Below are 25209 nucleotides of genomic sequence, written 5' to 3'. Positions count from 1 at the left end.
CCGTGGTTCAGCTCACCAGGCGTAGTCCTCCGGCGAGGTCTTGTGCCCCGGGAAGATCTCGTCGAGGCGCGTCAGCGCCGACTCGTCGAGACGGATGTCGACGGCGTTGACGGCCGACTCCCACTGCTCCATCGTGCGCGGTCCCGTGATCGGCGCCGTGATGCCCGGCTGGTGCAGCAGCCACGCGAGTGCGAGCTCGCCGGGGGTGTGGCCGAGGTCCTTCGCGAGCGCTTCGTACGCCGTCAGCTGGTCGCGGTGCCCCTCGACGTACTCGGCGCTCCGGCCACTCAGCCGCCGGGAGCCCTGCTCGGTCTTCTCGATGATGCCGCCGAGGAGACCGCCCTGCAGCGGCGACCACGGAATCACGCCGAGGCCGTAGTGGCGGGCGGCCGGCAGGACCTCGCGCTCGACGTCGCGGACGACGAGGTTGTAGATCGACTGCTCGCTGACGAGTCCGAGGAAGTTGCGGTGCTTCGCGGCCTCCTGCGCCTGCGCGATGTGCCACCCGGCGAAGTTCGACGAGCCGACGTAGAGCACCTTGCCCTGCGCGACCGCGATCTCCATCGCCTGCCAGATCTCGTCCCAGGGGGTGTCACGGTCGACGTGGTGCATCTGGTAGAGGTCGATGTGGTCGGTCTGCAGACGTCGAAGCGACGCGTCGAGGGCCTGGCGGATGTTGTACGCCGACAGCTTCCCGCCGTTCGGCCAGTCGATCATGTCGCCGTAGACCTTGGTGGCGAGGACGGTCTTCTCGCGTCGGCCGCCGCCCTTCGCGAACCAGCGGCCGATGATCTCCTCGGTGGCACCCTTGCCCACCGAGCCGCCGTAGCCGTTGGCCGTGTCGAAGAAGTTGACGCCGAGCTCGTGCGCCCGGTCCATGATGGCGTGCGAGTCGTCCTCGCTGGTCTCCGGTCCGAAGTTCATCGTGCCGAGCACTGCTCGCGACACCGACAACCCTGTCCGTCCGAGGTGTGTGTAGTCCATGGATCGTGTCTACGCCGCCACGGCCGGACCGTGAGAGGCCCTGCGAGTACCGGTCACGGACCCCGTCCCGAGTTCTCCACGTGTATTCCGGCGGGGGAATGCGGGGGTCGCGGGGAGGGGTAACGTGCGGGAGATGATCACCCCTGCACCGCTGCGCGGCAGCCGGATCCTCGGGTTCGGCCACCACCAGCCCTCGCGCGTCCTCACCAACGACGAACTCTCGACGATGGTCGATACGAACGACGAGTGGATCGTGACCCGGACCGGGATCCGCACGCGACACATCGCCGGGCCCGACGACACCGTCACGTCGATGGCGACCGAGGCCGGTCGTGCCGCCCTCGCCGACGCCGGGGTCGAGCCCACCGACGTCGACCTCGTCGTCGTCGCGTCGACCACCCACCGCGACCGTGCGCCGTACACGGCCGGTCGGGTCGCCGCGGCGCTGGGGATGTCGAACGGCCCAGCGCCGATCGACATCAACACCGCGTGCAGTGGCTTCGAGTACGCGATGGCCCTCGCCGACCAGGCGATCCGCACCGGCTCGGCCGACACCGTGCTCGTGATCGGGTCGGAGCTGCTGTCCGGGATCGTCGACTGGACCGACCGGTCGACCTGCGTGCTCGTCGGCGACGGAGCCGGTGCGGCGGTCGTCGGTGTCTCCGACACGCCGTCGATCGGGCCCGTGTCCTGGGGAAGCGTGCCGCACCTGGAGCAGGCGGTGCTCGTGTCCGGGACGCCGGAGCGCTTCTCGCAGGAGGGCCGCTCCATCTACCGCTGGGCCATCACCGAGGCCGAGGGGCACGCCCGCCGTGTCGTCGAGCAGGCTGGGCTGACGATGGACGACATTCAGGTGTTCGCGTTCCACCAGGCGAACCTGCGCATCATCGAGCCGCTCGTCGCAGCACTCGGTGGCGAATCGAAGTTCGTGGTCCGGGACGTCGTCGAGTCGGGGAACACTTCGGCCGCGAGCGTGCCGCTCGGGCTGTCGAAGGCCTGGGCGCGTGGGGACCTCCCCGAGGGCGTCCCGGCGCTGCTGTTCGGCTTCGGCGGCGGGTTCGCCCACGCTGGGCAGGTCGTGATGACGCCGGTCCGCGCCCGCTGACCGGGACTGTGCAGACGGCGGACGGGAGGCTCGTGGCGGGATCGCCACGAGCCTCCCGTCCGCCGTCCGGTCGCGTTCAGAGCGCGGTGTCGGTCCGCTTGCTCTCCTGCGGCGCGTCCGAGCTCCCGCCACGGCGGCGCCACGGCAGCTGACGCTGCTTCGGCTCCTGCTGCTGCAGGACGATCGGGAAGTGCGCCGGCGGCAGACCGAAGCCGGTCCGCGAGGCCTGGATGACCCGACGGCCGAGCGCGTGGTTGCCGAGCCCACCGACGGCAGCGCCGATGCCGAACGGCAGCGCCCGACCGAGCATCGACGTGCCCTGTCGTGCGGCGAACCGCTTGATGAACATGTCCCGGACCTGGCCGCCGATCCCGCTCACGACCTGCTTGGGCATCGACGAGGTGACCATCTCGCCCCAGAACGCCGTGCGTGCCTGGCCACCGGCGGCCTGTCCGGCGAGCTGCTTGATGAGCTGCGTGCCCGGCGTGCCGAGGATCATCGCCATCACCAGGGTGCGTGAGCGCTCGGGGTCGTCGAGGGCGATGCCGTGCACCTCGGTGACCGACTGTGCGAAGAGTGCCGTCGTCTCCAGGAAGCCCATCGTCTCCACGCCGGTCAAGCCGAAGCTCGCGGCGACGCCGATGCCCGGGATCACCGCGCTCGCACCGACGGCGGCGCCACCGGAGGTCACAGCGGTGAGGTAGTGCCGCTCGAGGATCTGGATGACCTCTGCGGGAGAGGCGTCGGGGTGGCGGCGTCGGACACCGTTGACATGGGCGACGACGACGGGGCGCTGCACGTCGAGGAGGCGGTCGAGCCAGCGCTCCCAGCCCTTCGCGGTGGTCGGGAGTTTCGCGCTCGTCGTCGTGGAGACCTCCGCGCTCGCCGTCCGGTCGACCGGGGCCTGGGGGAGCGGGACGATCGCCTGGTCCGACTGGTGGTTCTGCTTCGGGGCCATGGCAGCCACGCTACGCCGGGCATGTGGGAGGCTCGCTGGGTGGACCACCCCGTGCATGCCTCGTCTCCGGAACACGCGCTCGACGAGGTCCGTCGTGCCGCAGGGTTCCTCACCGTGCAGGAGACCGCTGCGCTCGCGCCCCGCGTCATGGTCCTCGATCCCGGGTCGGTGCTCGTCGGCCGCGGCGTGGTGCTCGCCGACGACGTCGTGCTGTACCCCGGCGTGGTGCTCGAGACCCGCGGGTCCGGGTGTGTCGAGGTCGGGGCAGGAGCCCGGCTCGGACCCGGCGCGGTCGGTGTCGTCGCGGACGGCGGCGCGGTGCGCATCGGTGCGCGTGCGCAGATCGGGCCGGGTGCCGTGACGATCACCGCTTCGGACGGTGCCGACGTGGTGGTGGGGGCCGGGGGCCGCGTCCTCGGCGGTGCGCAGGTGGAGGGACCGGCACGGATCGGTGACGGCGCGCAGGTGCTCGGTTCGGTGGCGGTGCGGGACGTCGTGCTCGACGGGGGCGGGACGCACGCGGAGCCCGATCCGGATCGTCGGGGTGCCGTGGTGAAGGGTGCTGGCCGGGTGCACGGTGCGCGACTGGCGGTCGGCGAGGTCGTGGCGGTCGGGGCGGGGCCGTGGGTGGTGGAGCGGCAGCGGGCGTACCACCCGGGTGCGGCTGGCGACGCGGGTGCGGGTGCGGCTGCTGACGCGGGTGCGGCTGCTGACGCGGGCGCCGCTGCGGCTGGTGACGTCGCCGTGTCTCAAGATGCGGCGTGCCGGTCGAGGAACGCGTAGACCTCCCCGTCGTCGACCCCGGGGAAGCGGCCGGACGGTAGCGGCGCGAGGATCTGCGCGTGCAGCCGCGCGCTCGGCCACGCCGAGCCGGCCCATCGGTCCTCGAGCGCTCGTGACGGCCGCCGGCAGCACTGCTCGTCCGGGCAGCGCGAGGTCTCCCGATGCGTCGTCTCCCGCCCGCGGAACCACTTCGCGTCGTCGAACGGCACGCCGAACGTGATCGAGAACCCACCCTCCGGTGTCGATCCGGTCTGCGTCGAGCACCAGAACGTGCCGGTCGGGGTGTCCGTGTACTGGTGGAACTCGGTCGTCCGGTTCGCCCGGTCGCCCGCGCGACGTGCACCCCAGCGACGACAGACGACCTGGCCCTCGACCGCACCGGTGACGTCGACGGGCAGAGGGAGTCCGTCGTTCTCGTACGCCTTGTAGACCGCGCCGTCGTCACCGACGCGGAGGAAGTGCACGCGCATGTCGAAGTGCCGCGTCATGAGGTTCGTCATCCGCAGCGCCGCGGCTTCGTGCGTGACACCGAACGCGTCGCGGAAGTCCTCCACCGCCAGGTCCTTCGCGCGCTTCGCCTGCCCGAGGAACGCCACCGCCTGCGCTTCGGGCATCAGACAGCACGCCGCGAAGTAGTTGATCTCGAGCCGCTGTTGCAGGAAATCGGCGTACGAGTGCGGCGGCCGGTGCCCGAGGATCCGGTGCGCCATCGCCTGCAGCGCCATCGAGCGGAGGCCGTGTCCGCCGGGGATCGACGACGGCGGTAGGTAGATGCGGCCGTTCGCGATGTCCGTGACGCTCCTGGCCGATCGGGGGAGGTCGTCCACGAAGAACAGGTCGAACCCCATGGTCTCTGCCATCCGGCTCACCTCCCGGTGGGTCAGGGCACCGGACGAGTGGCCGACGGAGCGCACGCACTCCTCGGCGATGGCCTCGATCTCCGCGATGTGGTTGTCGCGTTCACGCATCCGGGCACGCTGCTCGGTGTTTCCGCGCCGTGCTGCCTCCGGTGTCGCGATGGCTTCGGACGCGCGCCGTTCGAGCTCGCGATGGAGGCCGACCAGCGCCCGCAAGGCGTCGTCGCCGAGGCTCCGCCCGGGTCGGACGGTCGGGAGGCCGGTGGTCGCGTACACGGGAGCGGCCTGCGCCCGACGGAGTTCCAGTTCCAGCGCAGCACGGTCGTTCGGCGGTTCGTCACGGAGCAGGTCGGTCACGCCGACGCCGAGGGCATCCGCGAACGCCTGGAGCTCGGACACACGGGGTTCGCGCCGTGCGTTCTCGATGAGGGAGAGGCGGCTCGCACTCATGCCGAGCACGGCGCCGAGTGCATCGAGCGTCAGACCCGCCGTCGTCCGGTAGTGGCGGATCCGGGCGCCGAGGAGGCCGGCGCGGTCCAGGTCGTCGTCCATGCGCACACGGTACGCGTGGCTCCACGTTCCGGCAAGAAGCGCCGATCTTGACGGCGTTATCGAGTCTCGCGGGTGCTGTCCGGCCTCGAGACTGCTTCCACAGCGCGGTCTTGACGACCGGGCGGTGCAACGACGACCTGACGAAAGGCGCCACCGATGACCATCACCGAAGCACCCCGAACCAACACCACGACCGTGGACGTCGTGTCGTTCGACGCAGTCGGTCTCGAGGACCTGGCGGCGGTCGGCGGCAAGAACGCGTCGCTCGGCGAGCTCATCCGCTCGCTCTCCTCCGCCGGCATCCGCGTCCCCGACGGCTTCGCGACGACAGCCGCTGCGTTCCGCCGCCACCTGGCGACGTCCGGGCTCGAGCACTGGATCGCACGGCAGCTGGAGGGCCTGGACGTCGAGGACACCCGAGCGCTCGCGCGTGTCGGTCGGGCCGTCCGGGAACGGATCGCGACGACCGATCTCGGCATCGCGTTCGAGCTGTCCGTCCGCGCGGCCTTCGAACGCCTGACTCGAGGCATGCCGGACGGTGTCAGCTTCGCGGTGCGGTCGAGCGCCACCGCCGAGGACCTGCCCGACTCCTCGTTCGCCGGGCAGCAGGAGACGTTCCTCAACGTCCGCGGGGTCGAGTCGGTGCTCGAAGCGATCCGGCAGGTGTTCGCGTCGCTCTACACCGATCGGGCCATCGCCTACCGCGTGCACCGCGGGTTCGTGCACGACGAGGTCGCGATCTCCGTCGGTGTCCAGCGCATGGTGCGGTCCGACCTGGCCGCATCCGGGGTGATGTTCACGCTCGACACCGAGACCGGCTTCGACCGGGCCGTCTTCGTCACGAGCGCGTTCGGACTCGGTGAGGGCGTGGTCCAGGGTGCGGTCAACCCGGACGAGTTCACGGTGTCGAAGACGGCGCTCGCGGCCGGCCGGCCGGCCGTGCTCTCCCGGCTCGTCGGAGCGAAGGCGACACGGATGGTCTTCACCGAGGACACCGCCGTCGGACGGACCACCGCGTTCGTCGACACCGACCCGCTCGACCGTCGACGGTTCTCGCTCACCGACGCCGAGGTCACCGAACTCGCGCGGACGGCCGTGGCGATCGAGCGGCACTACGGTCGCCCGATGGACATCGAGTGGGGCAAGGACGGACTCGACGGACAGCTCTACGTGCTGCAGGCCCGGCCGGAGACGGTGGCGTCGCGATCCCTCGCCGGTGTCGTCGAGCGGCACCGCCTCGCCGCGGCGCCGACGGGGGCACCGTTGCTGGAGGGCCGGGCGATCGGCGCGCGGATCGGTGCCGGTCCGGTGCGAGTGCTCGCATCCCCGCACGAGATGCACGACTTCGAGGAGGGCGAGGTACTGGTCGCCGACATGACCGATCCGGATTGGGAGCCGGTGATGAAGCGAGCATCCGCGATCGTGACGAACCGCGGGGGGCGCACCTGCCACGCCGCCATCATCGCCCGTGAGCTCGGCATCCCCGCCGTCGTCGGCACTGGCTCCGCGACGTCCGTGCTCACGGACGGGGACGCCGTCACGGTGTCCTGCGCGGAGGGGGAGACCGGGCGCGTGTTCCCCGGGTTGCTCGACGTCGTCACCGAGCGGGTCGAGGTCGATGCCCTGCCGGACCTCGGCGTCGACCTGATGCTCAACGTGGGGTCGCCGGAGCAGGCGTTCGGGTTCCAGGCGCTGCCGAACGCGGGCGTCGGGCTCGCGCGGATGGAGTTCGTCGTCAACCGGCAGATCGGTGTGCACCCGAAGGCGCTCCTGCACCTGGCCGATCAGCCGACCGAGTTGCGCGAGCAGATCGAGGACCGCATCGCGGCGTACGGGGCGCCGCGGGACTACTTCGTCCGCCGACTCGCCGAGGGCATCAGCACGCTCGCGGCGGCGTTCGACCCGAAGCCGGTGATCGTGCGGCTGTCGGACTTCAAGTCGAACGAGTACGCGCACCTGCTCGGTGGCGCGGCGTACGAGCCGGACGAGGAGAACCCGATGATCGGGTTCCGCGGCGCCGCCCGGTACCTGTCGGACGACTTCGCCGAAGCGTTCGCGCTGGAGTGCGAGGCGATCCGGACGGTGCGGGACGTGATGTGGTTCACGAACGTGCGGGTGATGATCCCGTTCGTCCGGACGGTCGAGGAGGCGTCCGGCGTCGTCGAGCGCATGGCGTCGAACGGACTGGTCCGTGGACGCAACGGGCTGCAGGTCGTGATGATGTGCGAGATCCCCTCGAACGCACTCGACGCAGACCGGTTCCTGGACCACGTCGACGGCTTCTCGATCGGCTCGAACGACCTGACACAGCTGACCCTCGGCGTCGACCGGGACTCCGGCATCGTCGCGGAGTCGTTCGACGAGCGGAACCCGGCCGTGCTGCGCCTGATCGACATGGCGATCGATGCCTGCCGTGCTCGCGGCGCCTACGTCGGCATCTGCGGGCAGGGGCCGAGCGACCACCCTGACCTCGCCGAGCACCTCATGGCGCGCGGCATCAGCTCGATGTCGCTCAACCCCGACAGCGTCGTCGAGACGTGGCAGCGTCTGGCTACCGGAGTGGAACGCCAGCACGGATGAGCACGGCACGGATCACCTCCGGGTCCATGAGATCGGCCCAGCTGAACCGGATGACCGTTCGAACCTCGGGGAAGGAGCGCACGAAGTCTTCTCGACGCTTCTCGTCCCAGTGCGCTTCGGCGGCGGCAGCCCCGTCCCCGTACTTGGCACGCCCGTCCACCTCGACGACGACGCCCTGCGCCGGGAACCAGAAGTCGACGACGGCGCGCCGAACACCTGGTCGTGCGAAGACGTGCTGCTGGACCGGTTCCGGTGTCCCGAGCTGCCGGAACCGGACCCGTGCGATGGATTCCGCGGGGGAGTCCGACAGTGACGACGCCATCTCGATGGCCACACGCGCACGGTGCACGGCGTTCGGCGGAGCCGCCGCGAGTTCGTCGAGGAGCATCTCCGGGAACACCTGACGAGCAGCCAGTGCCGCGTCGAGCATGGGAACCGACACGAATGCAGGTTCGGTCGCAGCGACGTCGACGAGCGTCCGGACGAGCGCCGTCACGTGCGCGCCGCAGAACTCCGTCGGCATCGTCGGTGGGCTGCCGGCGTACCGGGGAACCGGGCCGGTCCGATCGGCTTCGACGTGCACGCTGGTCAACCGTGTCGCGTCGGCGTGGGTCCGTCGCGGATCCGTGACCTGCACCTTTGCCGGAGGTGGGGAGACGAAGGGCAGATCGTGGACCGCCGCCGCGGACGCGTGCGAGATCGCCCGCGGTGGGCGGATCATCGAGGCGGTGGCGCGGAGGAGCAGCAGGTGCCGCGCTTCCGGTCTGAGGGCGTCGAGGGCGTCGGGTTCGACGAGGACCCCCGGGCGCACCGCGACGAGTTCGCCGCGGCGAGCACGACGCTGGAGCGCGCGGCGTTCGGCGCTGTCGTGGTCTGCGGTGCGGATCAGTGGTGTCTGCATGACGTGATCGTGCATGCGGAAACGATCCCGCTCGTGACCTGCCCACGGGGCGGAGGCGAGTCGATCTGTGGACGACGAGCCGAGCCTCCAGGCTGTGGAGGGTTCGTGCGTGCGCAACCTGCGACAGAGTCGATGTCGTACGACATCGACTCTGTCGCAACCACGCGTGTGCAACGGTTGCGCACGCCGCCCAGCGACAGGATCGCTGTCGTACGACAGCGATCCTGTCGTTCCGAGTCGGCCCCCGGGGGGGGGAGCGGGGTGCGGGGAGCGGGGAGCCGGGAGCCGGGACCAGCCCAGCCCCCTACCGCCGAGCGAGCTCCGCGCGCAACGGCAGGTCCTGGTCCTCGAGGATGAACTGTGCGCCGACCGACGTCCGCGCGTTCACCACGACCGGCGCGAGCAGGTTCACCGTCGTGCCGGCGTCACCCGGGGTCGCCACGACGAGGAGCATCGCGTCCGACGGCGCGGTCAGCCCGATCGTCGCCGCCTGCTCGTCGGACAGCGCCGGCGCGTAGTCGGGCAGGTGCACCGCAGCGTCGAGCAGGAACATCTTCGGCGCGGACACCCCGGACGCCGTGGTCCCCGCCCCGACGAGCGTGAAGAGCCCGTCGGCACCCGAGACCGGCGTCAGTGTGAACGCGACGAGGGGCTCGAGACCGAACGGTGCGACGGCGAAGGTGAGGTCGATGTTCATCGGAGGTAGTCCATCAGGGTCGGCTGCAGGACCTTCGCGGTGACGGCGAGGGCTGCCTGGTAGTTGGTCTGCTGCACCTGCAGGTCGAGGACGGCCTTGGCGAGGTCCTTGTCCTCGATCGACGAGCGGCGTCCCTCGAGCGTCGTCGACGACGACTTCAGGGAGTCCTGCGCGGCGATCGCGGCCGCGTGCCGGACACCGACGTCCGCCTGCACGCCCCGCACGGTCTGGAGGTGCGCGTCCACGTCGTTGATGCGGGGGTTCACGTTCACGCCGTTCTGCAGGTCCCCGACGATCGAGTCGATCATCGAGAACACGGAGGTCGACCCGGAGCCGAACACGGCGGCCCCTGAGGTGTCGACCCGCACCGTGGTCCCGTCGCCGATGCGCCGGTCGACGGTCGCGGTGGACGGCGCCCACCCGGTGGCGGGGTCGTACGCCGTCGACGAGGTCGAGGACCCGGCGAAGACGGACCGGGCACCGTACGTGGCGTTCGCGCTCGCAGCGAGGTCGCCCTTGAGCGCCTGGAACTGGGTGACGAACGCGTCACGGTCGGTGTCGCTCATGGTGCCGGAGTTCGCCGCCTGCACGGCGAGGTCCCGCACCTTCGAGAGGACCGAGTAGACGTCGCCGAGCGCGCTGTCGGTGTTCGCCAGCCACCCGACCGCGTCGTTCGCGTTCCTGGTGTACTGCGCGTTCGCGGCCTGCTCCTTGCGGACCTGCATCGACGATGCGGTACCGACCGGGTCGTCCGACGGCTTCCCGATGTTCTTCAACGTCGTGGCCTGCTCGGTGAGCTGTGCGAGCTTGGCGGCACCGGCCTGCAGCCGGCCCGTGGCCGCTGCCATGGACATCTGGGTGGTCACACGGGTGATCACGGTCATCCCCTCCCGACGAGGCCGACGCGGTTGATGAGGGTGTCGAGCATCTCGTCGACGGCCGTCAGGACACGTGCCGCGCCCTGGTAGGCGTGCTGGTAGCTGAGCAGGTTGACGTTCTCCTCGTCGAGGTCGACGCCGGCGCCCGACTGCTGCTGGGTGCGCGCGTTGGTGAGGGCGAGGCCGGTGAGCGTCGCCTCCGACGTCGCCGAACGGGAGGCCGTGCCCACGCCCGCCACGAACGTCGCCCACGCCTTGTCGGGTGCGTCCACGGCCTTCCCCAGCTCGCCGAGGGCATCGGCCACGGAGCCGTCGTACTCGCCGGCCGCGTTCCGCGTCGCGATGCCGCCGGCGTCGGTGGGGACGACGGTGAGGCCCTGCGCGGCCGGGACGCCGGCGGTGAGTGCGAAGAAGGCGGCACCGGTGGTCCCGTTCGCCGTGGTGCCGGTGGCGTGCACGGCGTTGACCTGTGCGGCGATCGTCGTCGCGATCGTGTCGTACGCGGCGGACGCCTGCGCGAGCGCACCGCCGGTGCCGTTCGCGTTCGCCGGTGCCAGCAGCGACACGTTGCCGGCGATCGATCCGCCGTCGAGGGCGACGGCCGAACCGGAACCCGAGGTCCAGGTGAGGGTGACCGGCGCGCCGTCCGCGAGTCGGGTCCCGCCGCCGAGCGCGACCGAGCGGGCATCCGAGCCCTGCACCAGCGGGTTGCCGCCGATGAGCACGTCGACGGTGCCGTCGGCGTTCGCGCGGGTCGTGCCCCCGGCGAGGGAGGCGATCTGCTCGGTGAGCTGGTCACGCTGGTCGATGAGCTCGTTCGCGTTGCCGCCACCGGCGAGTGCGGTGCGGATGCGGCCGTTGAGGTCGGCGACCTGTTTCGCCGCGTCGTTGAGCTGCGACACCTGTCCGGCGACGGTGCTGCGGACGCTGGTCCACTGTGCGTCGACGGCCTTCGACCCGGCGGCCAGGGTGGACGCGACGGTCTTCGCGGCACCGAGCAGCGCGGTGGCGGCACCCGGGTCGTCGGTGTGCGTGGACACATCGCCCCACGCGGACCAGAAGTCGTCGAGCTTCGCGGAGAGCCCGTCGTCGCCCGGCTCGTTCAGCCCGGTCTCGAGCTGGTCGAGTCCGGCTGCCCTGGCCGTGGCGTACGCGGAGGACCCGGCAGCGGCGCGGACGCCGGCGTCGAGCGTGAGGGAGCCGAGTCGTGCGATGCCGTCGACGGAGACGCCCTGTCCGGCGAGGGCCGCCGTCCCGCGCATGAAGCCGGTCTGCGCCGCGGGGATCGACGTCTGCGTGACGCGCTGGCGGGTGTACCCGGCGGTGCCCGCGTTCGCGATGTTCTGCCCGGTGACGTCGATGCCGGCACGCGCTGCGGCGAGGCCGGAGTAAGCGGTGGCGAGCGAGCCGAATGTGCTGACCATCGTCTACAGGGTCCCGTCGAACAGTCGGGCCTCGCCCGTCGCGTGGCCCGAGGTCCCGGTGGCGTCGTACGTCGCGGTGTCGCCGACCGTGCCGGCGAGGGTCTCCTCGGTGGCCTGTGCAGCGGTCCGGAGGAAGCGGTCGTTCTCGTCCCGCAGGGCCCCGATCTGCGTGGTCAGCTCGACCATCGCGTGGAGGTGCGACGCGAGGATCTCGCCCCACGGGCCACCAGGCGCCGCGGCGACGACCTCGCGCAGGGGAGCGTCGGGGTCCACGCCCCACTCCTCGGCGACGGCGGCGCTCTCGGCGCTCCGTTCGAGTCCGGTGGCGCGGAGACGTTCGAGCACCTGCTCGACCTCGCGGCTGGCGTGCGACACCCAGCGGGAGCGCCCGGCGGCGAGCAGCAGCTGCTCCTCCTCGAGCTTGAAGGTGAGCAGTTCGAGCAGTTCTCGTTCGCGCCAGAGCACGGCGGACAGGTCGTTCACGCTCATCATCTCCTCCCGGTGTCGGTCCGACTGCGTGTCGGTCATCCTGCGGTGTCGGTCATCCTGCGGTGTCGGTCATCCTGCGGACAGCGGGGACTATCGGCAGCCCGGGGTGCCCCGTAAGCGCGACCCCGGCGGTGGCGGGGCACGAGTCGGCACGGTTTCCTCCCGGTGCCTCCACTCCGGGGGACAGCAACGACCGTTCCCGCACTCGGGTCCCCCCAAATGCCGACCGGGAAACAGCCCGTGTCCCCCCGCTTTGGGGACGTGTGAGGGGGTGTTCAGCGGTTTGCCAGCCGATACATTCAGAACGCACCCCCGGGGGACAAACCGGAACGCGTCGCAGGGACGCGGGTGCACCGCCCGGAGGGACCCGGGCGGGTCTTCGGCGTACCGACCGGCCTCCACGCGGCCGGTGATCGCCGCGCCCACGGACGGGTCACACCAGTCGAGACGACCAGGGGATCAGCATGGACCGCACCGAACGCAACGCGATGATCGTCGAGCACCTCCCGCTCGTCGGCTACATCGTGTCCGACGTCCGTGCACGTGCCACCCACCTCGACCGCGACGACCTCGCCGCCGTCGGTTCGCTCGCGCTCGTCGCGGCCGCCGACGCCTTCGACCCCACCCTCGGCGTGCCGTTCGGTGCGTACGCCCGCACCCGCATCACCGGCGCGATCGCCGACGACATGCGCTCGGCGGACTGGGCGAGCCGCGGGACCAGGAAGCGCATCCGCGAGGCCCTCGCGACGCAGGAGGCGCTGTCCTCCCGACTCGGTCGCACGGTGTCCGTGCAGGAGATCGCCGACGCGATGGGTGTCGACCGCCAGACCGCCGCCGACGCGATGAGCGACGCCGGCCGGGTCGTGACGCCGATCGACGAGACCGTGCACGACACCGTCGCCGCCGACCTGCCGCTCCCCGGCGAGGACCTCGTCGAGGCCGAGCGGCGCCGCTACCTCCGTGCTGCCGTCGAGGCGCTGCCCGAGCGGATGCGCTTCGTCGTCGAGGCCGTCTACTTCGGGGACCGTTCGGTCACCGACGTCGCCGCCGAGCTCGGCATCACCCACTCCGCCGTGTCCCAGCAGCGCTCCGAGGCGATGCGGCTGCTCCGCGACGGTCTGGCCACGCACTACGGCGACGGTGGCGAGACCCCGGAGCCCGTGTCCCGCACCACCGCGGCACGTCGCAGCGCGTACCTGGCGAAGGTCGCCGCGAACGCCGCGGTCGGTGTCGCCCGTGCGGTGCAGGACGCCGCGACCGGCCAGCACGTGGTCGCCAGTTGAGCCGTGGGAACCGCTCGGAGAAATCCCGACGGTTTCCCTAACGCCTCCGGCCGCCCGGCCGAGAGGACACCATGTCAGCCCACGGACGGGCTGACGAAGACCCAGATTTCACGGAGGAAACCACCATGGGTATGTCCATCAACACCAACCTCTCGGCACTCAACACGTACCGGAACCTCAACTCGACGCAGAACGACCTGTCGAAGTCCCTCGAGAAGCTCTCGACGGGTCTCCGCATCAACCGTGCTGCCGACGACGCGGCCGGTCTGTCGATCTCCGAGGGACTGAAGTCCCAGGTCGGTGGCCTCACGGTCGCCGCCCGCAACGCGCAGGACGGCATCTCCGTCGTGCAGACCGCTGAAGGTGGCCTCACCGAGACCCACTCGATCCTCCAGCGCATGCGCGACCTGGCCGTCCAGGCCGGCAACGACTCGAACAACGCCGACTCGCGCAAGGCGATCACCACCGAGGTCGGGCAGCTCCAGCAGGAACTGCAGCGCATCTCGGACTCGACCAACTTCAACGGCATCAAGCTGCTCGACGGCAAGGCCGGTAGCGCCGCCGACGGCAAGCTGCAGTTCCAGGTCGGGGCGAACGGTGACACCGCCAGCCAGATCACGGTCGACCTCGCCGGGGCCGACGTCAGCTCGATCGCGGGCAAGCTCACCACGGACACGTACAAGGCGGACGGCACCGTCGACGTGGCCGGGGCGATCAAGTTCGACACGGCGACCGACGCGCAGGCGGCGATCACCACGATCGACGAGCAGATCAAGGCCGTCTCGTCGGCTCGTTCGAACATCGGTGCGATCCAGAACCGCTTCGACCACGCCATCAACGTGACGAACGTGGCCAAGGAGAACCTGACCGCGGCCGGGTCGCGCATCACCGACGTCGACATGGCGGAGGAGATGGTCAAGTACACGCGCGACAACATCCTCAGCCAGGCCGGCACGTCGATGCTCGCGCAGGCGAACCAGAGCACGCAGGGCGTCCTCTCGCTGCTCCGCTAGGGGCGACGGCGCCGCTCACCGGGGACGGTTCGGACCTCCCGGCGAGCGGCGCCTCCCGCACCACCAGTTCACCCGACTGAGGACCAGGAGCCAAGATGTCCACCTCGTCCGTGTCCAGCGGCAACTTCGCCATCGACGGACTCGTGTCCGGGCTCGACACGACGAGCCTCATCAACTCGCTCATGTCGATCGAGTCGGTGCCGCAGACGCTCCTCAAGACCAAGGTCACGACGACCAACTCGTTCATCTCGTCACTGCAGACGATCAACGGGCTCGTCCAGACCCTCGCGACGAAGGCGGCCGACGCTGCGAAGGCCACCTCGCTCGACGTCTTCGGGGTCACCAGCTCGAACGCCGGGGTCACGGCGACGACCGGTGCGAACGCCACGGCCGGGTCGCTGAGCTTCACCGTGGCCTCCACCGCGTCCGCGCAGGTGGGCGTCACGGCGGCGATGCGGACGTGGTCCACGGACGCGCAACCGATCACGATCACCAAGGCCGACGGCACGACGACGACCGTCACCCCGGCATCCGGCTCGATGGACGACGTCGCTTCCGCCATCACGAAGTCGGGAGCGGGCATCACCGCGACGAAGGTGTCCGCCGGCACCGACGCCGACGGCACGAAGCTCTACCGGCTGCAGCTCACGTCCACCGCGACCGGCGCGGCAGGCGCGTTCACGATCCACCGCGGCACGGCCGCCGACGTCGCCGCGGGAACGGCGACCGACGTGCTCACCGAGACCGGCGCCGCTGTCGTCAAGCAGGCATCCGACGCGAGCGTGACGCTCTGGGCGGGGACGGCCGCGGCGCAGACGGTGACGAGTGCGACGAACACCTTCGCGGACATCGTCCCGGGGTTGAACGTGACGGTGTCCCAGGTCACGAGCGACCCGGTCACCGTCTCGATCGCACAGGACACCACCAAGGCACAGGCGGTGGCGTCCGGTCTGGTCGACGCGATGAACGCCATCAGCTCCTACTACGCGTCGAACACCACGCTGACGAGCACGACGAGCGCCACGGCCGGTACCACGACGACGACGGCCGGGGTGCTCCTCGGTGACTCGACGACCCGCGACGCCGTGCAGCGGCTCACGAGCACGATGTCCGCCCCGGTCAACGGGAAGTCCCCATCGTCGATCGGCATCTCGATCACGAAGGACGGCGACTTCACCTTCGACGCCGACGTGTTCCAGAAGGCCCTCGCGACGGACCCGCAGGGGACGCAGGCGATCCTCTCCGGGGTCGCGACGAACGTCGGAGCTGCCGCGACGTCGGCGTCCGACAAGTACACCGGCTCGCTCACCACCGCGATCACCGGCCAACAGGCCGTGGTCAAGGACCTCAACGACCAGATCGACCGTTGGACGGACCGCCTCGCATCGCGCAAGTCGGCGCTGCAGACGCAGTACGCGGCGCTCGAGACCAGCCTCAGCAAGCTCCAGTCGCAGTCGAGCTGGCTCTCCAGCCAGCTGTCCTCGACGTCGAGCTGAACGGGAAGACACCATGTACGACAAGAACACGCTCCGCCGCCGCGCGCAGTACACCAGCGAGGCCGTCCTCTCCGCGACGCCGGCACAGCTCGTCACGATGCTCTACGACCGGCTGCTGCTCGACCTGCACCGTGCAGAGGCCGCGCAGACCACGAACGACTGGGACGCCGCGCGCGAGCAGCTCCTGCACGCCCAGGCGATCGTCGGCGAGTTGTCCGCGACGCTCCGCATCGACGCGTGGGACGGCGGCGAGGGTCTCCTGGCGATCTACAACTACGCGTCCACCTCGCTGATCACGGCGAACGTGCACCGGGACGTCCAGGCGACCCGCGACTGCATCCGGATCCTCGAGCCCCTGCGACAGTCCTGGCACGACGCGGCCGCCGCGATGCCGGCGACGCCAGCACCGGCCCAGCACACGGTCGGCGGAGCGCTCGGTGTCGCCTGAGCAGACCCCGCCAGACGAGCAGACCGGGTCAGACGAGCAGCGGGCCGCTTGGGAGGCCGTGCTCACGTCCCTGGAACAGGCGGCGGCCGCCGACGACCCGGCCCCGTGGCACGAGCCGACCGGGCTGGGCCGGATCCCGCGGGACCTGGTGGGGCGGGCCTCCCGGCTGCTCGCCGCGCAGCGGGACCGCATGCAGGTGCTGGAGCAGGACCGGCGCAGCACGCTCGAGCACCTCGGGGCGCTCCGCGCCGTCGACGCGACGCGCGAGCCGCAGCGCTCGGTGTACCTCGACGCCTCCGCCTGAGCCCCCCGTTCGGGGCAACCGCTAACACCCAGGGACCCGCGCTCCGATAGCGCCCGACGAGCACGGATCGCTCGACCACCCGGCCACGGATCGGCCACCACCGCACGGTGTCGTCGCACAGGACGACGGCACCTTGACGAGGGGACCCTCCGTGTTCGATTCCGTGACGTCGGCGGCGCTGCAGAGCGCGCTCGACGGGCTCTCGATGCGCCAGCGCGTGATCGCGAACAACATCGCGAACATCAACACCACGAACTACCACGCCGAGAAGGTGCAGTTCGAGGACGCCCTCGCCAAGTCCGTCGTCGAGGGCAACGGCAGCACGACGCCGACCATCGCGCGGAGCCTCGAGCCCACGAACACGAACGGCAACAACGTCAACCTCGACGAGGAGACGCTCTCCAACATCGACACGGTGCTCCGGTACCAGTTCGCCACGCAGGCGATGAACTCCGAGCTCACCAGCGTCCGTGCGGCGATGCGGACGAACTCGTGACGACCTTCGACGCGATCGGGATCGCGAGCACCGGCCTCACCGTGCACCGGAAGTGGCTCGACGCCATCTCCGACAACATCGCCAACGTCAACACGGTCAAGTCGATGGACGACACCGCGTTCCAGGCCCGGTACGTCGAGGTGCAGGAGGGCAACGGCGTCTCCGGCGCCTACGTCAAGGGCGCTGCGTTCGGCAGCGCCGCCGGCCGCGTGACCTACGACCCGGACAACCCGCTCGCGAACGCCGAAGGGTACGTCCGCATGCCGGACATCGACCTCGGCACGCAGATGGCGGACCTCATCATGGCCCAGCGCGGCTACCAGGCGAACGCCGCAGTGGTCGACCGCGCGAAGACCGCCTACGAGGCGGCACTGCAGATCGGGAAGAACTGATGCCCATCGACGCCGTGAACGGTGTGACCACGAACGCCCTCTCCGGGGTGTTCGGCACGAACCAGGCCACCACGCCCGCGAACACCGCCGAGCCCACCACGGGCACCGACGGGTCCTTCGCCGCGAGTCTCGGCAACGCCGTCGACGGACTCCAGGAGCTGCAGAGCACGTCGAAGACGCTCGCGCTCAAGGCCGTCACCGGCAACCTCGACGACATCCACGACGCCACCATCGCGTCCACCCGTGCGCAGGTCACGCTCGAGCTCGTCGCCGCCGTGCGCAACAAGGGCGTCGACGCGTTCAACGAGATCATGAGGATGCAGGCCTGATGCCCGCCGCACTGCAGAACGTCTTCGGTCGCCTCGGCGCCTACGTCAAGGGCTTCTCCGCCGCCCAGCGCACCATCGCGATCCTCGGCGTCGCGGCGCTCGTCCTCGGCGGCATCGCGCTCGCGTCCTGGCTCGGCAAGCCGTCGTACGCGCCGCTCTTCACCGGGCTGGCCGCTGCTGACGCGAGCTCGGTCACGGACCAGCTCACCACCGACGGCGTGCCGTTCCAGCTCACCGACGGCGGGGCGACCATCCTCGTGCCGCAGTCCGCGGTGTACACCGAGCGGCTCAAGGCGGCGTCGAACGGCCTGCCGTCGTCGAACGAAGGCGGCTACTCGCTGCTCGACAAGATGGGCGTGACGAGCTCCGAGTTCCAGCAGGACGTCACCTACAAGCGCGCGATCGAGGGCGAACTCGCGAAGACGATCTCGGCGATGGACGGCGTGCAGACCGCCACCGTGCAGCTCGCGATCCCGGAGAAGTCCGTGTTCGTGTCCGAGGAGAAGGACCCGACGGCGTCGGTGTTCATCGCCACGAAGAACGGCGTCCAGCTCACCACCGACCAGGTGCAGTCGATCGTGCACCTGACGAGCGCCGCGGTCGAGGGCATGCAGCCCACCGACGTGTCCGTCGTCGACGCGAAGGGCCAGACCCTGTCGGCCGTCGGCACCGGCGCGACCGGATCGGGTGCCGACCAGGCAGCGGACTACGACGCGTCGACGTCGAAGAAGATCCAGGACCTGCTCGACACGACCCTCGGAGCCGGCAACGCCAGCGTCGTCGTGTCCGCGACGATGAACCAGAACACCGGGACGCGCACGTCGGAGTCCTACACGACGCCGACGTCAGGACCGGTCGCGCTCAACGAGTCGTCCACGAAGGAGCAGTACGGGTCCGGCGCCGGAGCCTCCAGCGGCGCGACGGGCGTCCTCGGCCCGGACAACATCGCCGTCCCGAACGGCACCGCGACGAGCGGCACCGGTGACGGCGGGTACACGAACGAGTCTGCGACGAAGAACAACGCCGTCGACCACACCACCGAGACGACGCAGATCCCGTCGGGCGGCGTGCAGCGCCAGACCGTGTCGGTCGCGCTGAACAGCAAGGCGACGTCCGTGCAGAACGCGAACCTGCAGAGCATCAACGACCTCGTGTCCGCCGCTGCTGGAGCCGACACCGCCCGCGGGGACCAGGTGAAGGTCGCGATGATGGACTTCGACACGAGCACCGCCGACGAGGCCGCGAAGGCGCTCAAGGCACAGCAGGAGGCCGACCAGCAGGAGGCGATGTGGTCGGCGATCCGCACCGCCGGCATTGTCATCGGCATCGCTCTGGCCCTCATCGCGCTGATCATCGTGCTGGTCAAGCGCGGTCGGCGGCAGGAGCGCGAGAGCGTCGACGTCGGCGAGCTCGACGCCTTCGGGAGCGCGTTCGAACTGCCGCTGGCGGTCGACGCAGCCGAGCAGCGCGCCGGGCTCTCGTCCGCCGGCGACGCCCCGACCGTCGCGCTGCCGACGCTGCCGCACGACGACGCCCCGACCGAGGTCCTCACGACCGACGAGATCACCGCCGAGCGCCGCCGTCAGGACATCTCCGCCCTCGCCGAGCGCGACCCGAAGCGCACGGCCGAGCTCCTCCGCGGGCTCCTCGACGACCGGACCACGGTGTGAACGCCGCCGCCCCAGCGTCCGGCGACCGCGCGTTGACCGGTGCGCAGAAGGTCGCGCTCATCCTCATGCAGATGGAGACCGAGCGTGCCGCCGAGGTGATGAAGCAGTTCTCCGAGCTCGAGGCCGAGGAGATCTCCGCCGAGATCGTCCGGATGCGCCGGGTCGAGGACACCGTCGTCGACAAGACGCTGACCGAGTTCCACCGGATGACGCTGACCGGGCGCACGCAGCGTCGAGGCGGCAAGGAGACCGCGCTCGGGCTCCTCGAGGCGTCCTTCGGTGCCGAGCGCGCCGCGGGCGTCATGGACCGCCTGGCCTCGAACCTCGCCGGGCAGTCCTTCGACTTCCTCGACGACGCCGAACCAGGGCAGATCATCACCCTCCTCGAGGGCGAGCTCCCGCAGACCATCGCCCTCGTGCTGGCACACCTCAAGCCCGCCCAGGCGAGCGCCGTGCTCGCCGGGGTCGACGAACGTGCCCGCACGGACGTCGCGCAGGCGTTCGCCACGATGGGCTCGGCGACCCCCGAGGCGGTCGGCATCGTCGCGGGCGTCCTCCGGCAGCGCGCCGGCGCCGTCGTGTCGCCGCGCGAGAGCATCGAGGTCGTCGGGGGCATCCAGCCGCTCGTGGACATCATCAACCGATCGGACGTCGCGACCGAGAAGGCCGTGCTCGACGGGCTCGAGGCGCGCGACCCCGAGCTCGCCGAGGACATCCGTTCGCGGATGCTCACCTTCGAGGACATCGTCAAGCTCGAGGCGCGGGACATCCAGCAGGTGCTCCGCGGCATCGACTCGAAGATCCTCGCCACCGCGATGAAGGGCGCTGCCGGACCGGTCGTCGAGACCATCCGCGCCAACGTCTCCGAGCGCAACCGCGAACTGCTCGACGACGAACTGCAGGCGATGGGCCCCGTCCGCGTCTCGCAGGTCGAGGAGGCGCGTGCCGAGGTGGTCCGCTCCGTCCGCGAACTCGAGGCGCAGGGCGTCATCACCGTCCACCGCGCGGAGGAGGACGAGCTCGTTGAGTGACACCACCTTCGAACGGGTCGCGTTCCCCGTCGTCGCCGATGCCGGGCTCCGCGACCGCGTCGCCAGCGCCGAGGTCCGCGGGCACGCCGCCGGGTACGCAGCAGGGCTCAGGGCCGCGCAGGCCGAGACGGACGCACTGCGCGCCGAGCTCGCGGCAGCGCACGACCACCGCGCCGCGCAGCTCGAGGCCGAGGCGGCCAGGCGGGTCGCCGTGCTCGGCGCGATGACCGACGCGCTCGTCGCGCGCACGGTGCCGGTGCTGGAGTCGGCGGAGCGATCCGTCGTGGAAGCCGCCGTCGAACTGGCCGACGCCGCCGTCGGGTACGCGATCCGGTCCTCCCGTCCGGTCCTGGAGGCCCGGGTCGACTCCGGTGCGGAGGCGACGGTCCGCCGTGCGCTCGCGTCCGTCGACCACACGGTCGCGATCGACGTGCGGCTCAGCCCGGCCGACGCCGCGGCGGTCGCCGGACTGGACCTGCCGGTCCCGGTGCGCGCGGACGCGACCCTCGCCGACGGCGACGCGGTCGTCGACCTGCCGGACGGCATCCTCGATGCCCGCATCGGTGTCGCACTCGCCCGCGCCAAGGACGCGCTGGGGGTGACCGCGTGACCGCGACGCTCCTCCGTCCGCGCGGCCTCGACGCCGCCGTCGCCCTCGCCGCACCGCAGCGCGTCGGCGTCGTCACGAGCGCCGTCGGCCTCGGGCTGACGATCGCCGGACTCGAGGCGCGCATCGGCGAGGTCGTCCTCGTCGGGCACGACGACGGACCGCAGACCGCCGTCGAGGTCGTCGCCACCGACGCGACGGGCGTCCGCTGCATGCCGCTCGGGCGACTCACCGGGATCACCGCGGGGACGCCGGCTCGGCCCACCGGGCGACCGGTGCTCGTGCCGACCGGACACGGCCTGTTCGGACGCGTGCTCGACGGCCTCGGCCGCCCGATCGACGACCGTGGCCCGCTCGACGCCGCCGACTGGGTGGAACTCGACCACGCGACGCCGAACGCGATGGCGCGCACGCGCATCGACACGCCGATGCAGCTCGGGGTCCGGGTGCTCGACACCCTGACGACCGTCGGGCGCGGGCAGCGCATGGGCCTGTTCGCGGGGTCCGGCGTGGGCAAGTCGTCGCTGCTGTCGATGATCGCCAGGGGGAGTGACGCGGCCGTCAACGTCATCGCACTGGTCGGGGAGCGCGGCCGCGAGGTCCGGGAGTTCCTGGAGGACGACCTCGGTGCCGAGGGCCTCGCACGCTCGATCGTCGTCGTGTCCACCTCGGACGAACCAGCACTCATGCGTCTGCGTGCCGCGTTCGTCGCCACCCGCATCGCGGAGTCGTTCCGCGACGCCGGGCAGGACGTCGTGCTGATGATGGACTCGCTCACCCGTGTCGCGATGGCGCAGCGCGAGATCGGGCTCTCGGTGGGGGAGCCGCCAGCCACCAGGGGCTACCCGCCGTCGACGTTCTCGGTCCTCGCCGGCCTGCTCGAACGCGCCGGCACCGACCGCGCCGGGAGCATCACCGGGCTCTACACGGTGCTCGTCGACGGTGACGACCACAACGAGCCGATCGCCGACTCCGCGCGGAGCATCCTCGACGGGCACGTCGTCCTCGACCGCAAGCTCGCCGTGACGGGGCACTTCCCGTCCGTGGACGCCCTCGGGTCGATCTCCCGCGTGGCGTCGAAGGTCACCACCGACCACCAGCGCGCCGCTGCGACGGGCCTGCGGAAGGTGATGGCCGCACGGAAGGCCGCGCAGGACCTGCTCGACGTCGGGGCGTACCAGCGTGGGACGAACCCGCTCGTGGACGCGGCCGTCGACCACCAGGACGCGATCGACGCGTTCCTCCGCCAGGGCATGGACGAGCGTGCGACCGCGGACTCGTCGTGGGATCGCCTCGGAGCACTCGTCCAGCAGCTCGGGGGTGTCTGATGGCGCGCCGCTTCCCGCTCGCCGGGCTCCTCCGACTCCGGCACGCGGAACAGGACCAGGCCGCAGCGGTCCTCGCCGCCGCGAACGAACGCGTCCGTGACGCCGCCGACGCCCGGATCGCCGCGCGCCGGAACCTGAGCGACCAAGAGGCCGCGATGCCGATCGAGGACGCCGCGACCCTCAGCGCGGTCGCCGCAGCCCGTGCCGCGACCCGCGGGATGCTCGAGGAGCTCGACGCCGTGGTGCAGCACCGTCGCGCCGACGCCGATGCCGCGCAGGGGTCGTACAACGCCGCCCGTCGCGCGGCGCTCGGGCTCGAGAAGCTCGAGACGCAGCACGACTCCCGTGTCGCGGCGGAGGACCTGCGCACCGAACAGACCACCCTCGACGAGATCGCGGCACGGAGCCCGCGCGACCTCGGGAACGGAGACGGCCGATGAGCCTCGACACCGTGCTGAGCCGGATCTCCGAGATCCGTTCCCAGATCGACACGCTGCAGAGCGGGACCGCCACGTCGACGGCCGCGACGTCGACGTCCTCGGCCGACTCGGCGGCGTCGTCGACCGCCTTCGCATCGGCACTCGCCGAGGCCTCGGGCACCGCCGCACCGACGACCGCCCCGGCCACGTCGGTCGACGCGGGCAAGGGGACCGTCGCCACCGGCAGCGGTGCGACCGGGGACGACGTGGTCGCCGACGCGAAGAAGTACCTCGGCGTGCCGTACGTGTTCGGTGGGACGACGACCTCGGGCATGGACTGCTCAGGACTCGTGCAGACCGTCTTCAAGGACCTCGGCGTCACGATGCCGCGCGTCGTGCCCGACCAGGCGAAGATGGGCGTCGCGGTGCCGTCGCTCGCGCAGGCACAGCCGGGCGACCTGATCATCCCGAAGGGCGAGGGCCACGTCGTCATCTACGTCGGCGACGGCAAGGTGCTGCACGCGCCCCGCCCCGGCAAGGACGTCCGCATCGTCGACAACTGGTACAAGGACTCGGACATCGCGACCATCCGGCGCATCGTGCCGTCGGCCCAGGACGCCGCCGCGACGAAGGCCGCCTCCGCCGCCGGGGCCGGTTCGTCCGGGACCGACCTGCAGACCGCTGCCCTGATGTCCCTACTGCAGTCCGGGAGCGCCGCCGCATGACCATGACGATGCCCACCGCCCAGGGCGCCCCCACCGCCGCGGCTCCCGCCCGTGCCGGCTCGTCCGCGAAGGACGCCCCCGCAGCGGGCACCGGGTTCGCCGCCGCGCTGACCGCCGCGGACGCCGCAGCGCCTGCCGCCGGGCGTGGTCCGGCAAGGGGCCAGGACGGACGTCTGACGGCGAGCACGACCACTGCCGAGTCCGGTGCTGCCGCCGACGTCACCACGACGGCGCCCACGGCGGGCCAGCCGGTGCCGTCGCAGGCCGTGCCGGCGCAGCCCGTGCCGGCGCAGCCCGTGCCCGGGCAACCCGCACCCGCGGATGCCGGCGCCCTCGCCGCACTCCTCGGTCTCCCGGTCGCCGCGCCCGCCGCTTCCGCGGCTTCCGCCGCGGTGTCGTCGGCCGACGCCGCCCCGACTCTCGCGGCCGCCGCCCCGAGCCTCGCGGTGGGCGACGGCTCTCGGGCTCCGGAGCGCGAGAACGGTCGCGTGGCCCGAGACTCGGCCGCGGCGCTGGCGGGTGCGGCGCGGCCGGCGTCCGGGCGCGCCGCGCAGCCGAGTCTCGTGGAGGGCGACACTCCTCTGGCCGCGCAGGCCGAGAACGGTCGCGCAGCCCGAGTCTCGCCCGGCGGTGCGGGTGCGGTCGTCGGCGCGGGTGCGGCCGGCACGGCGCCGAGCAGCCCGGCGCCGGTTGCCGCTGGCGGACTCCCGGCCACTCCGGCCACCGGCGCGCCGAGTCTCGAGCTGAGCGACACTCCTCGGGCCGCGCAGGCCGAGAACGGTCGCGCAGCCCGAGTCTCGCCCACGGTCACCGCACCGACCGCACCGACCGCACCCGCCGTACCGAGTCCCGCGGCCGCGGCGACGACCGCGCCGCAGCACGAGGCGGACGCGATCGTCCGCACCCAGGGCGAGCCGAGCCTCCAGGCCGGCCCCACCGGACGGACGCCGGAGGCGACCTTCGCGCTCCCGGCCCCGACGACCACCGCGCCGACGACCGCAGCAGCGACCGCCGCGCCCGCTGCCCAGCCGGCACCCCTCGCACAGCAGCTCGCGCGGCCCGTGTTCACGCTCGCGCAGGCCGGCCACGGTGACCACGTGGTGACCGTGCAGGTCGTGCCGGACACGCTCGGCCCGGTCACCGTCCGCGCGCACGTCACGGCGCAGGGGATGCACGTCGAGCTGTTCGCCGCATCCGATGCCGGGCGCGACGCCGTGCGGCAGGTGCTGCCCGACCTCCGGCGCGACGCTGCCACCACCGGCGTGGCGACGACGCTCGACCTGTCGTCGCAGAACCACCCGGACCGCCAGGCGGGCGAATCCGCCGGTCGCGACGGGCGGCCGGCCGCCGGTCCGCCGGTCGGCGACGACCTGGAGGCCCGACCCGCCTCCGCCAGGACCCTCCGGTCCGTCCCCTCCACCGTCCGCACCGCGGGACTCGACGTCCTCGCCTGAGCCGCT

General features: G+C 71.5%; 26 protein-coding genes. 18 read left to right on the top strand and 8 right to left on the bottom strand.

The features are described 5' to 3' along the window. Nucleotides 1–12: 12 nt before the first annotated feature. Nucleotides 13–984 (bottom strand): aldo/keto reductase, encoded by a 972-nt coding sequence (locus ACEN9V_RS02730; RefSeq protein ID WP_413602036.1) that lies wholly within the window; start codon nucleotides 982–984, stop codon nucleotides 13–15. A 133-nt stretch (nucleotides 985–1117) separates the two neighbouring features. On the opposite strand from ACEN9V_RS02730, the gene ACEN9V_RS02725 reads away from it, so the two are divergent. Then, on the top strand, nucleotides 1118–2089 hold the full coding sequence (locus tag ACEN9V_RS02725) for a beta-ketoacyl-ACP synthase III (protein WP_413602035.1): 972 nt from the start codon (nucleotides 1118–1120) through the stop codon (nucleotides 2087–2089). A gap of 76 nt (nucleotides 2090–2165) precedes the next feature. Here the strand turns inward: ACEN9V_RS02725 and ACEN9V_RS02720 are convergent, their stop codons facing one another. Next, nucleotides 2166–3047: a hypothetical protein gene (locus ACEN9V_RS02720; RefSeq protein WP_413602034.1), complete on the bottom strand. Its 882-nt coding sequence runs from the start codon at nucleotides 3045–3047 to the stop codon at nucleotides 2166–2168. Nucleotides 3048–3086: 39 nt separating this feature from the next. On the opposite strand from ACEN9V_RS02720, the gene ACEN9V_RS02715 reads away from it, so the two are divergent. Continuing rightward, nucleotides 3087–3830, top strand: coding sequence for a hypothetical protein (locus tag ACEN9V_RS02715; RefSeq protein WP_413602033.1), 744 nt, complete (start codon nucleotides 3087–3089; stop codon nucleotides 3828–3830). Here the strand turns inward: ACEN9V_RS02715 and ACEN9V_RS02710 are convergent. Continuing rightward, entirely contained in the window at nucleotides 3797–5239 is a 1443-nt protein-coding gene (locus tag ACEN9V_RS02710; RefSeq protein ID WP_413602032.1) for a helix-turn-helix domain-containing protein, read from the bottom strand. The two genes, ACEN9V_RS02715 and ACEN9V_RS02710, sit on opposite strands and share 34 nt — an antisense overlap. Before the next feature lie 156 nt (nucleotides 5240–5395). Between ACEN9V_RS02710 and ppsA the strand changes: the two genes are divergently transcribed. Then, complete coding sequence (gene ppsA / locus ACEN9V_RS02705) at nucleotides 5396–7819, top strand: phosphoenolpyruvate synthase (protein ID WP_413602031.1); 2424 nt, start codon at nucleotides 5396–5398, stop codon at nucleotides 7817–7819. Here ppsA and ACEN9V_RS02700 read toward each other — a convergent pair. From ACEN9V_RS02700 to ACEN9V_RS02680, 5 genes are all read right to left on the bottom strand, one after another. Further along, a complete protein-coding gene (locus ACEN9V_RS02700; protein ID WP_413602030.1) occupies nucleotides 7791–8720 on the bottom strand; it encodes a hypothetical protein in 930 nt (309 codons plus the stop codon). The genes ppsA and ACEN9V_RS02700 overlap by 29 nt on opposite strands. A 304-nt stretch (nucleotides 8721–9024) precedes the next feature. Continuing rightward, a complete protein-coding gene (fliW, locus tag ACEN9V_RS02695; protein ID WP_402728620.1) occupies nucleotides 9025–9417 on the bottom strand; it encodes a flagellar assembly protein FliW in 393 nt (130 codons plus the stop codon). Beyond that, entirely contained in the window at nucleotides 9414–10295 is an 882-nt protein-coding gene (gene flgL / locus ACEN9V_RS02690) for a flagellar hook-associated protein FlgL (protein WP_413602029.1), read from the bottom strand. Before flgL ends, fliW begins: the two co-directional genes overlap by 4 nt. A 2-nt stretch (nucleotides 10296–10297) precedes the next feature. Beyond that, entirely contained in the window at nucleotides 10298–11719 is a 1422-nt protein-coding gene (gene flgK / locus ACEN9V_RS02685) for a flagellar hook-associated protein FlgK (RefSeq protein ID WP_413602028.1), read from the bottom strand. Between the two features lie 3 nt (nucleotides 11720–11722). After that, nucleotides 11723–12247, bottom strand: coding sequence for a flagellar protein FlgN (locus tag ACEN9V_RS02680; protein ID WP_413602027.1), 525 nt, complete (start codon nucleotides 12245–12247; stop codon nucleotides 11723–11725). A gap of 425 nt (nucleotides 12248–12672) precedes the next feature. Here ACEN9V_RS02680 and ACEN9V_RS02675 point away from each other — a divergent pair, with 425 nt between their 5' ends. The 15 genes from ACEN9V_RS02675 to ACEN9V_RS02605 all read left to right on the top strand — a co-directional run bounded on the left by ACEN9V_RS02675 (nucleotide 12673) and on the right by ACEN9V_RS02605 (nucleotide 25203). Further along, nucleotides 12673–13491 (top strand): sigma-70 family RNA polymerase sigma factor, encoded by an 819-nt coding sequence (locus tag ACEN9V_RS02675; protein ID WP_413602026.1) that lies wholly within the window; start codon nucleotides 12673–12675, stop codon nucleotides 13489–13491. Between the two features lie 125 nt (nucleotides 13492–13616). Beyond that, entirely contained in the window at nucleotides 13617–14504 is an 888-nt protein-coding gene (locus ACEN9V_RS02670) for a flagellin (protein WP_413602025.1), read from the top strand. Between the two features lie 95 nt (nucleotides 14505–14599). Then, nucleotides 14600–16000: a flagellar filament capping protein FliD gene (gene fliD / locus ACEN9V_RS02665; RefSeq protein WP_413602024.1), complete on the top strand. Its 1401-nt coding sequence runs from the start codon at nucleotides 14600–14602 to the stop codon at nucleotides 15998–16000. A 13-nt stretch (nucleotides 16001–16013) separates the two neighbouring features. After that, a complete protein-coding gene (fliS, locus tag ACEN9V_RS02660; RefSeq protein WP_413602023.1) occupies nucleotides 16014–16448 on the top strand; it encodes a flagellar export chaperone FliS in 435 nt (144 codons plus the stop codon). After that, nucleotides 16438–16752, top strand: coding sequence for a hypothetical protein (locus ACEN9V_RS02655; RefSeq protein ID WP_413602022.1), 315 nt, complete (start codon nucleotides 16438–16440; stop codon nucleotides 16750–16752). Before fliS ends, ACEN9V_RS02655 begins: the two co-directional genes overlap by 11 nt. 151 nt (nucleotides 16753–16903) lie before the next feature. Next, entirely contained in the window at nucleotides 16904–17248 is a 345-nt protein-coding gene (locus ACEN9V_RS02650) for a flagellar basal body protein (RefSeq protein WP_402728628.1), read from the top strand. Then, nucleotides 17245–17640: a flagellar basal body rod protein FlgC gene (locus ACEN9V_RS02645; protein WP_194625857.1), complete on the top strand. Its 396-nt coding sequence runs from the start codon at nucleotides 17245–17247 to the stop codon at nucleotides 17638–17640. The genes ACEN9V_RS02650 and ACEN9V_RS02645 overlap by 4 nt, the downstream gene beginning before the upstream one ends. Then, a complete protein-coding gene (fliE, locus tag ACEN9V_RS02640; protein ID WP_413602021.1) occupies nucleotides 17640–17969 on the top strand; it encodes a flagellar hook-basal body complex protein FliE in 330 nt (109 codons plus the stop codon). The genes ACEN9V_RS02645 and fliE overlap by 1 nt, the downstream gene beginning before the upstream one ends. Beyond that, nucleotides 17969–19639 carry a flagellar basal-body MS-ring/collar protein FliF gene (gene fliF, locus ACEN9V_RS02635; protein ID WP_413602020.1) on the top strand — a complete coding sequence of 557 codons (1671 nt, stop codon included), beginning with the start codon at nucleotides 17969–17971 and terminating at the stop codon, nucleotides 19637–19639. The genes fliE and fliF overlap by 1 nt, the downstream gene beginning before the upstream one ends. Then, on the top strand, nucleotides 19636–20670 hold the full coding sequence (gene fliG, locus ACEN9V_RS02630) for a flagellar motor switch protein FliG (protein WP_402728630.1): 1035 nt from the start codon (nucleotides 19636–19638) through the stop codon (nucleotides 20668–20670). Before fliF ends, fliG begins: the two co-directional genes overlap by 4 nt. After that, nucleotides 20663–21280 (top strand): hypothetical protein, encoded by a 618-nt coding sequence (locus ACEN9V_RS02625; protein ID WP_413602019.1) that lies wholly within the window; start codon nucleotides 20663–20665, stop codon nucleotides 21278–21280. Before fliG ends, ACEN9V_RS02625 begins: the two co-directional genes overlap by 8 nt. After that, a complete protein-coding gene (locus tag ACEN9V_RS02620) occupies nucleotides 21277–22605 on the top strand; it encodes a FliI/YscN family ATPase (protein WP_413602018.1) in 1329 nt (442 codons plus the stop codon). Before ACEN9V_RS02625 ends, ACEN9V_RS02620 begins: the two co-directional genes overlap by 4 nt. Then, a complete protein-coding gene (locus ACEN9V_RS02615; protein WP_402728633.1) occupies nucleotides 22605–23045 on the top strand; it encodes a flagellar export protein FliJ in 441 nt (146 codons plus the stop codon). The genes ACEN9V_RS02620 and ACEN9V_RS02615 overlap by 1 nt, the downstream gene beginning before the upstream one ends. Then, the gene (locus ACEN9V_RS02610) at nucleotides 23042–23749 is read left to right on the top strand and encodes a C40 family peptidase (RefSeq protein ID WP_402728634.1); all 708 of its coding nucleotides are present in this window, start codon (nucleotides 23042–23044) and stop codon (nucleotides 23747–23749) included. Before ACEN9V_RS02615 ends, ACEN9V_RS02610 begins: the two co-directional genes overlap by 4 nt. Further along, complete coding sequence (locus tag ACEN9V_RS02605; protein WP_413602017.1) at nucleotides 23746–25203, top strand: flagellar hook-length control protein FliK; 1458 nt, start codon at nucleotides 23746–23748, stop codon at nucleotides 25201–25203. The genes ACEN9V_RS02610 and ACEN9V_RS02605 overlap by 4 nt, the downstream gene beginning before the upstream one ends. The last annotated feature ends 6 nt before the right edge of the window (nucleotides 25204–25209 follow it).

Source organism: Curtobacterium sp. Curtsp57 (assembly GCF_047324335.1).
GTDB lineage: Bacteria > Actinomycetota > Actinomycetes > Actinomycetales > Microbacteriaceae > Curtobacterium.
The sequence above is the reverse complement of the archived record's forward strand: the minus strand, read 5'-3'. Positions and strand labels throughout refer to the sequence as shown.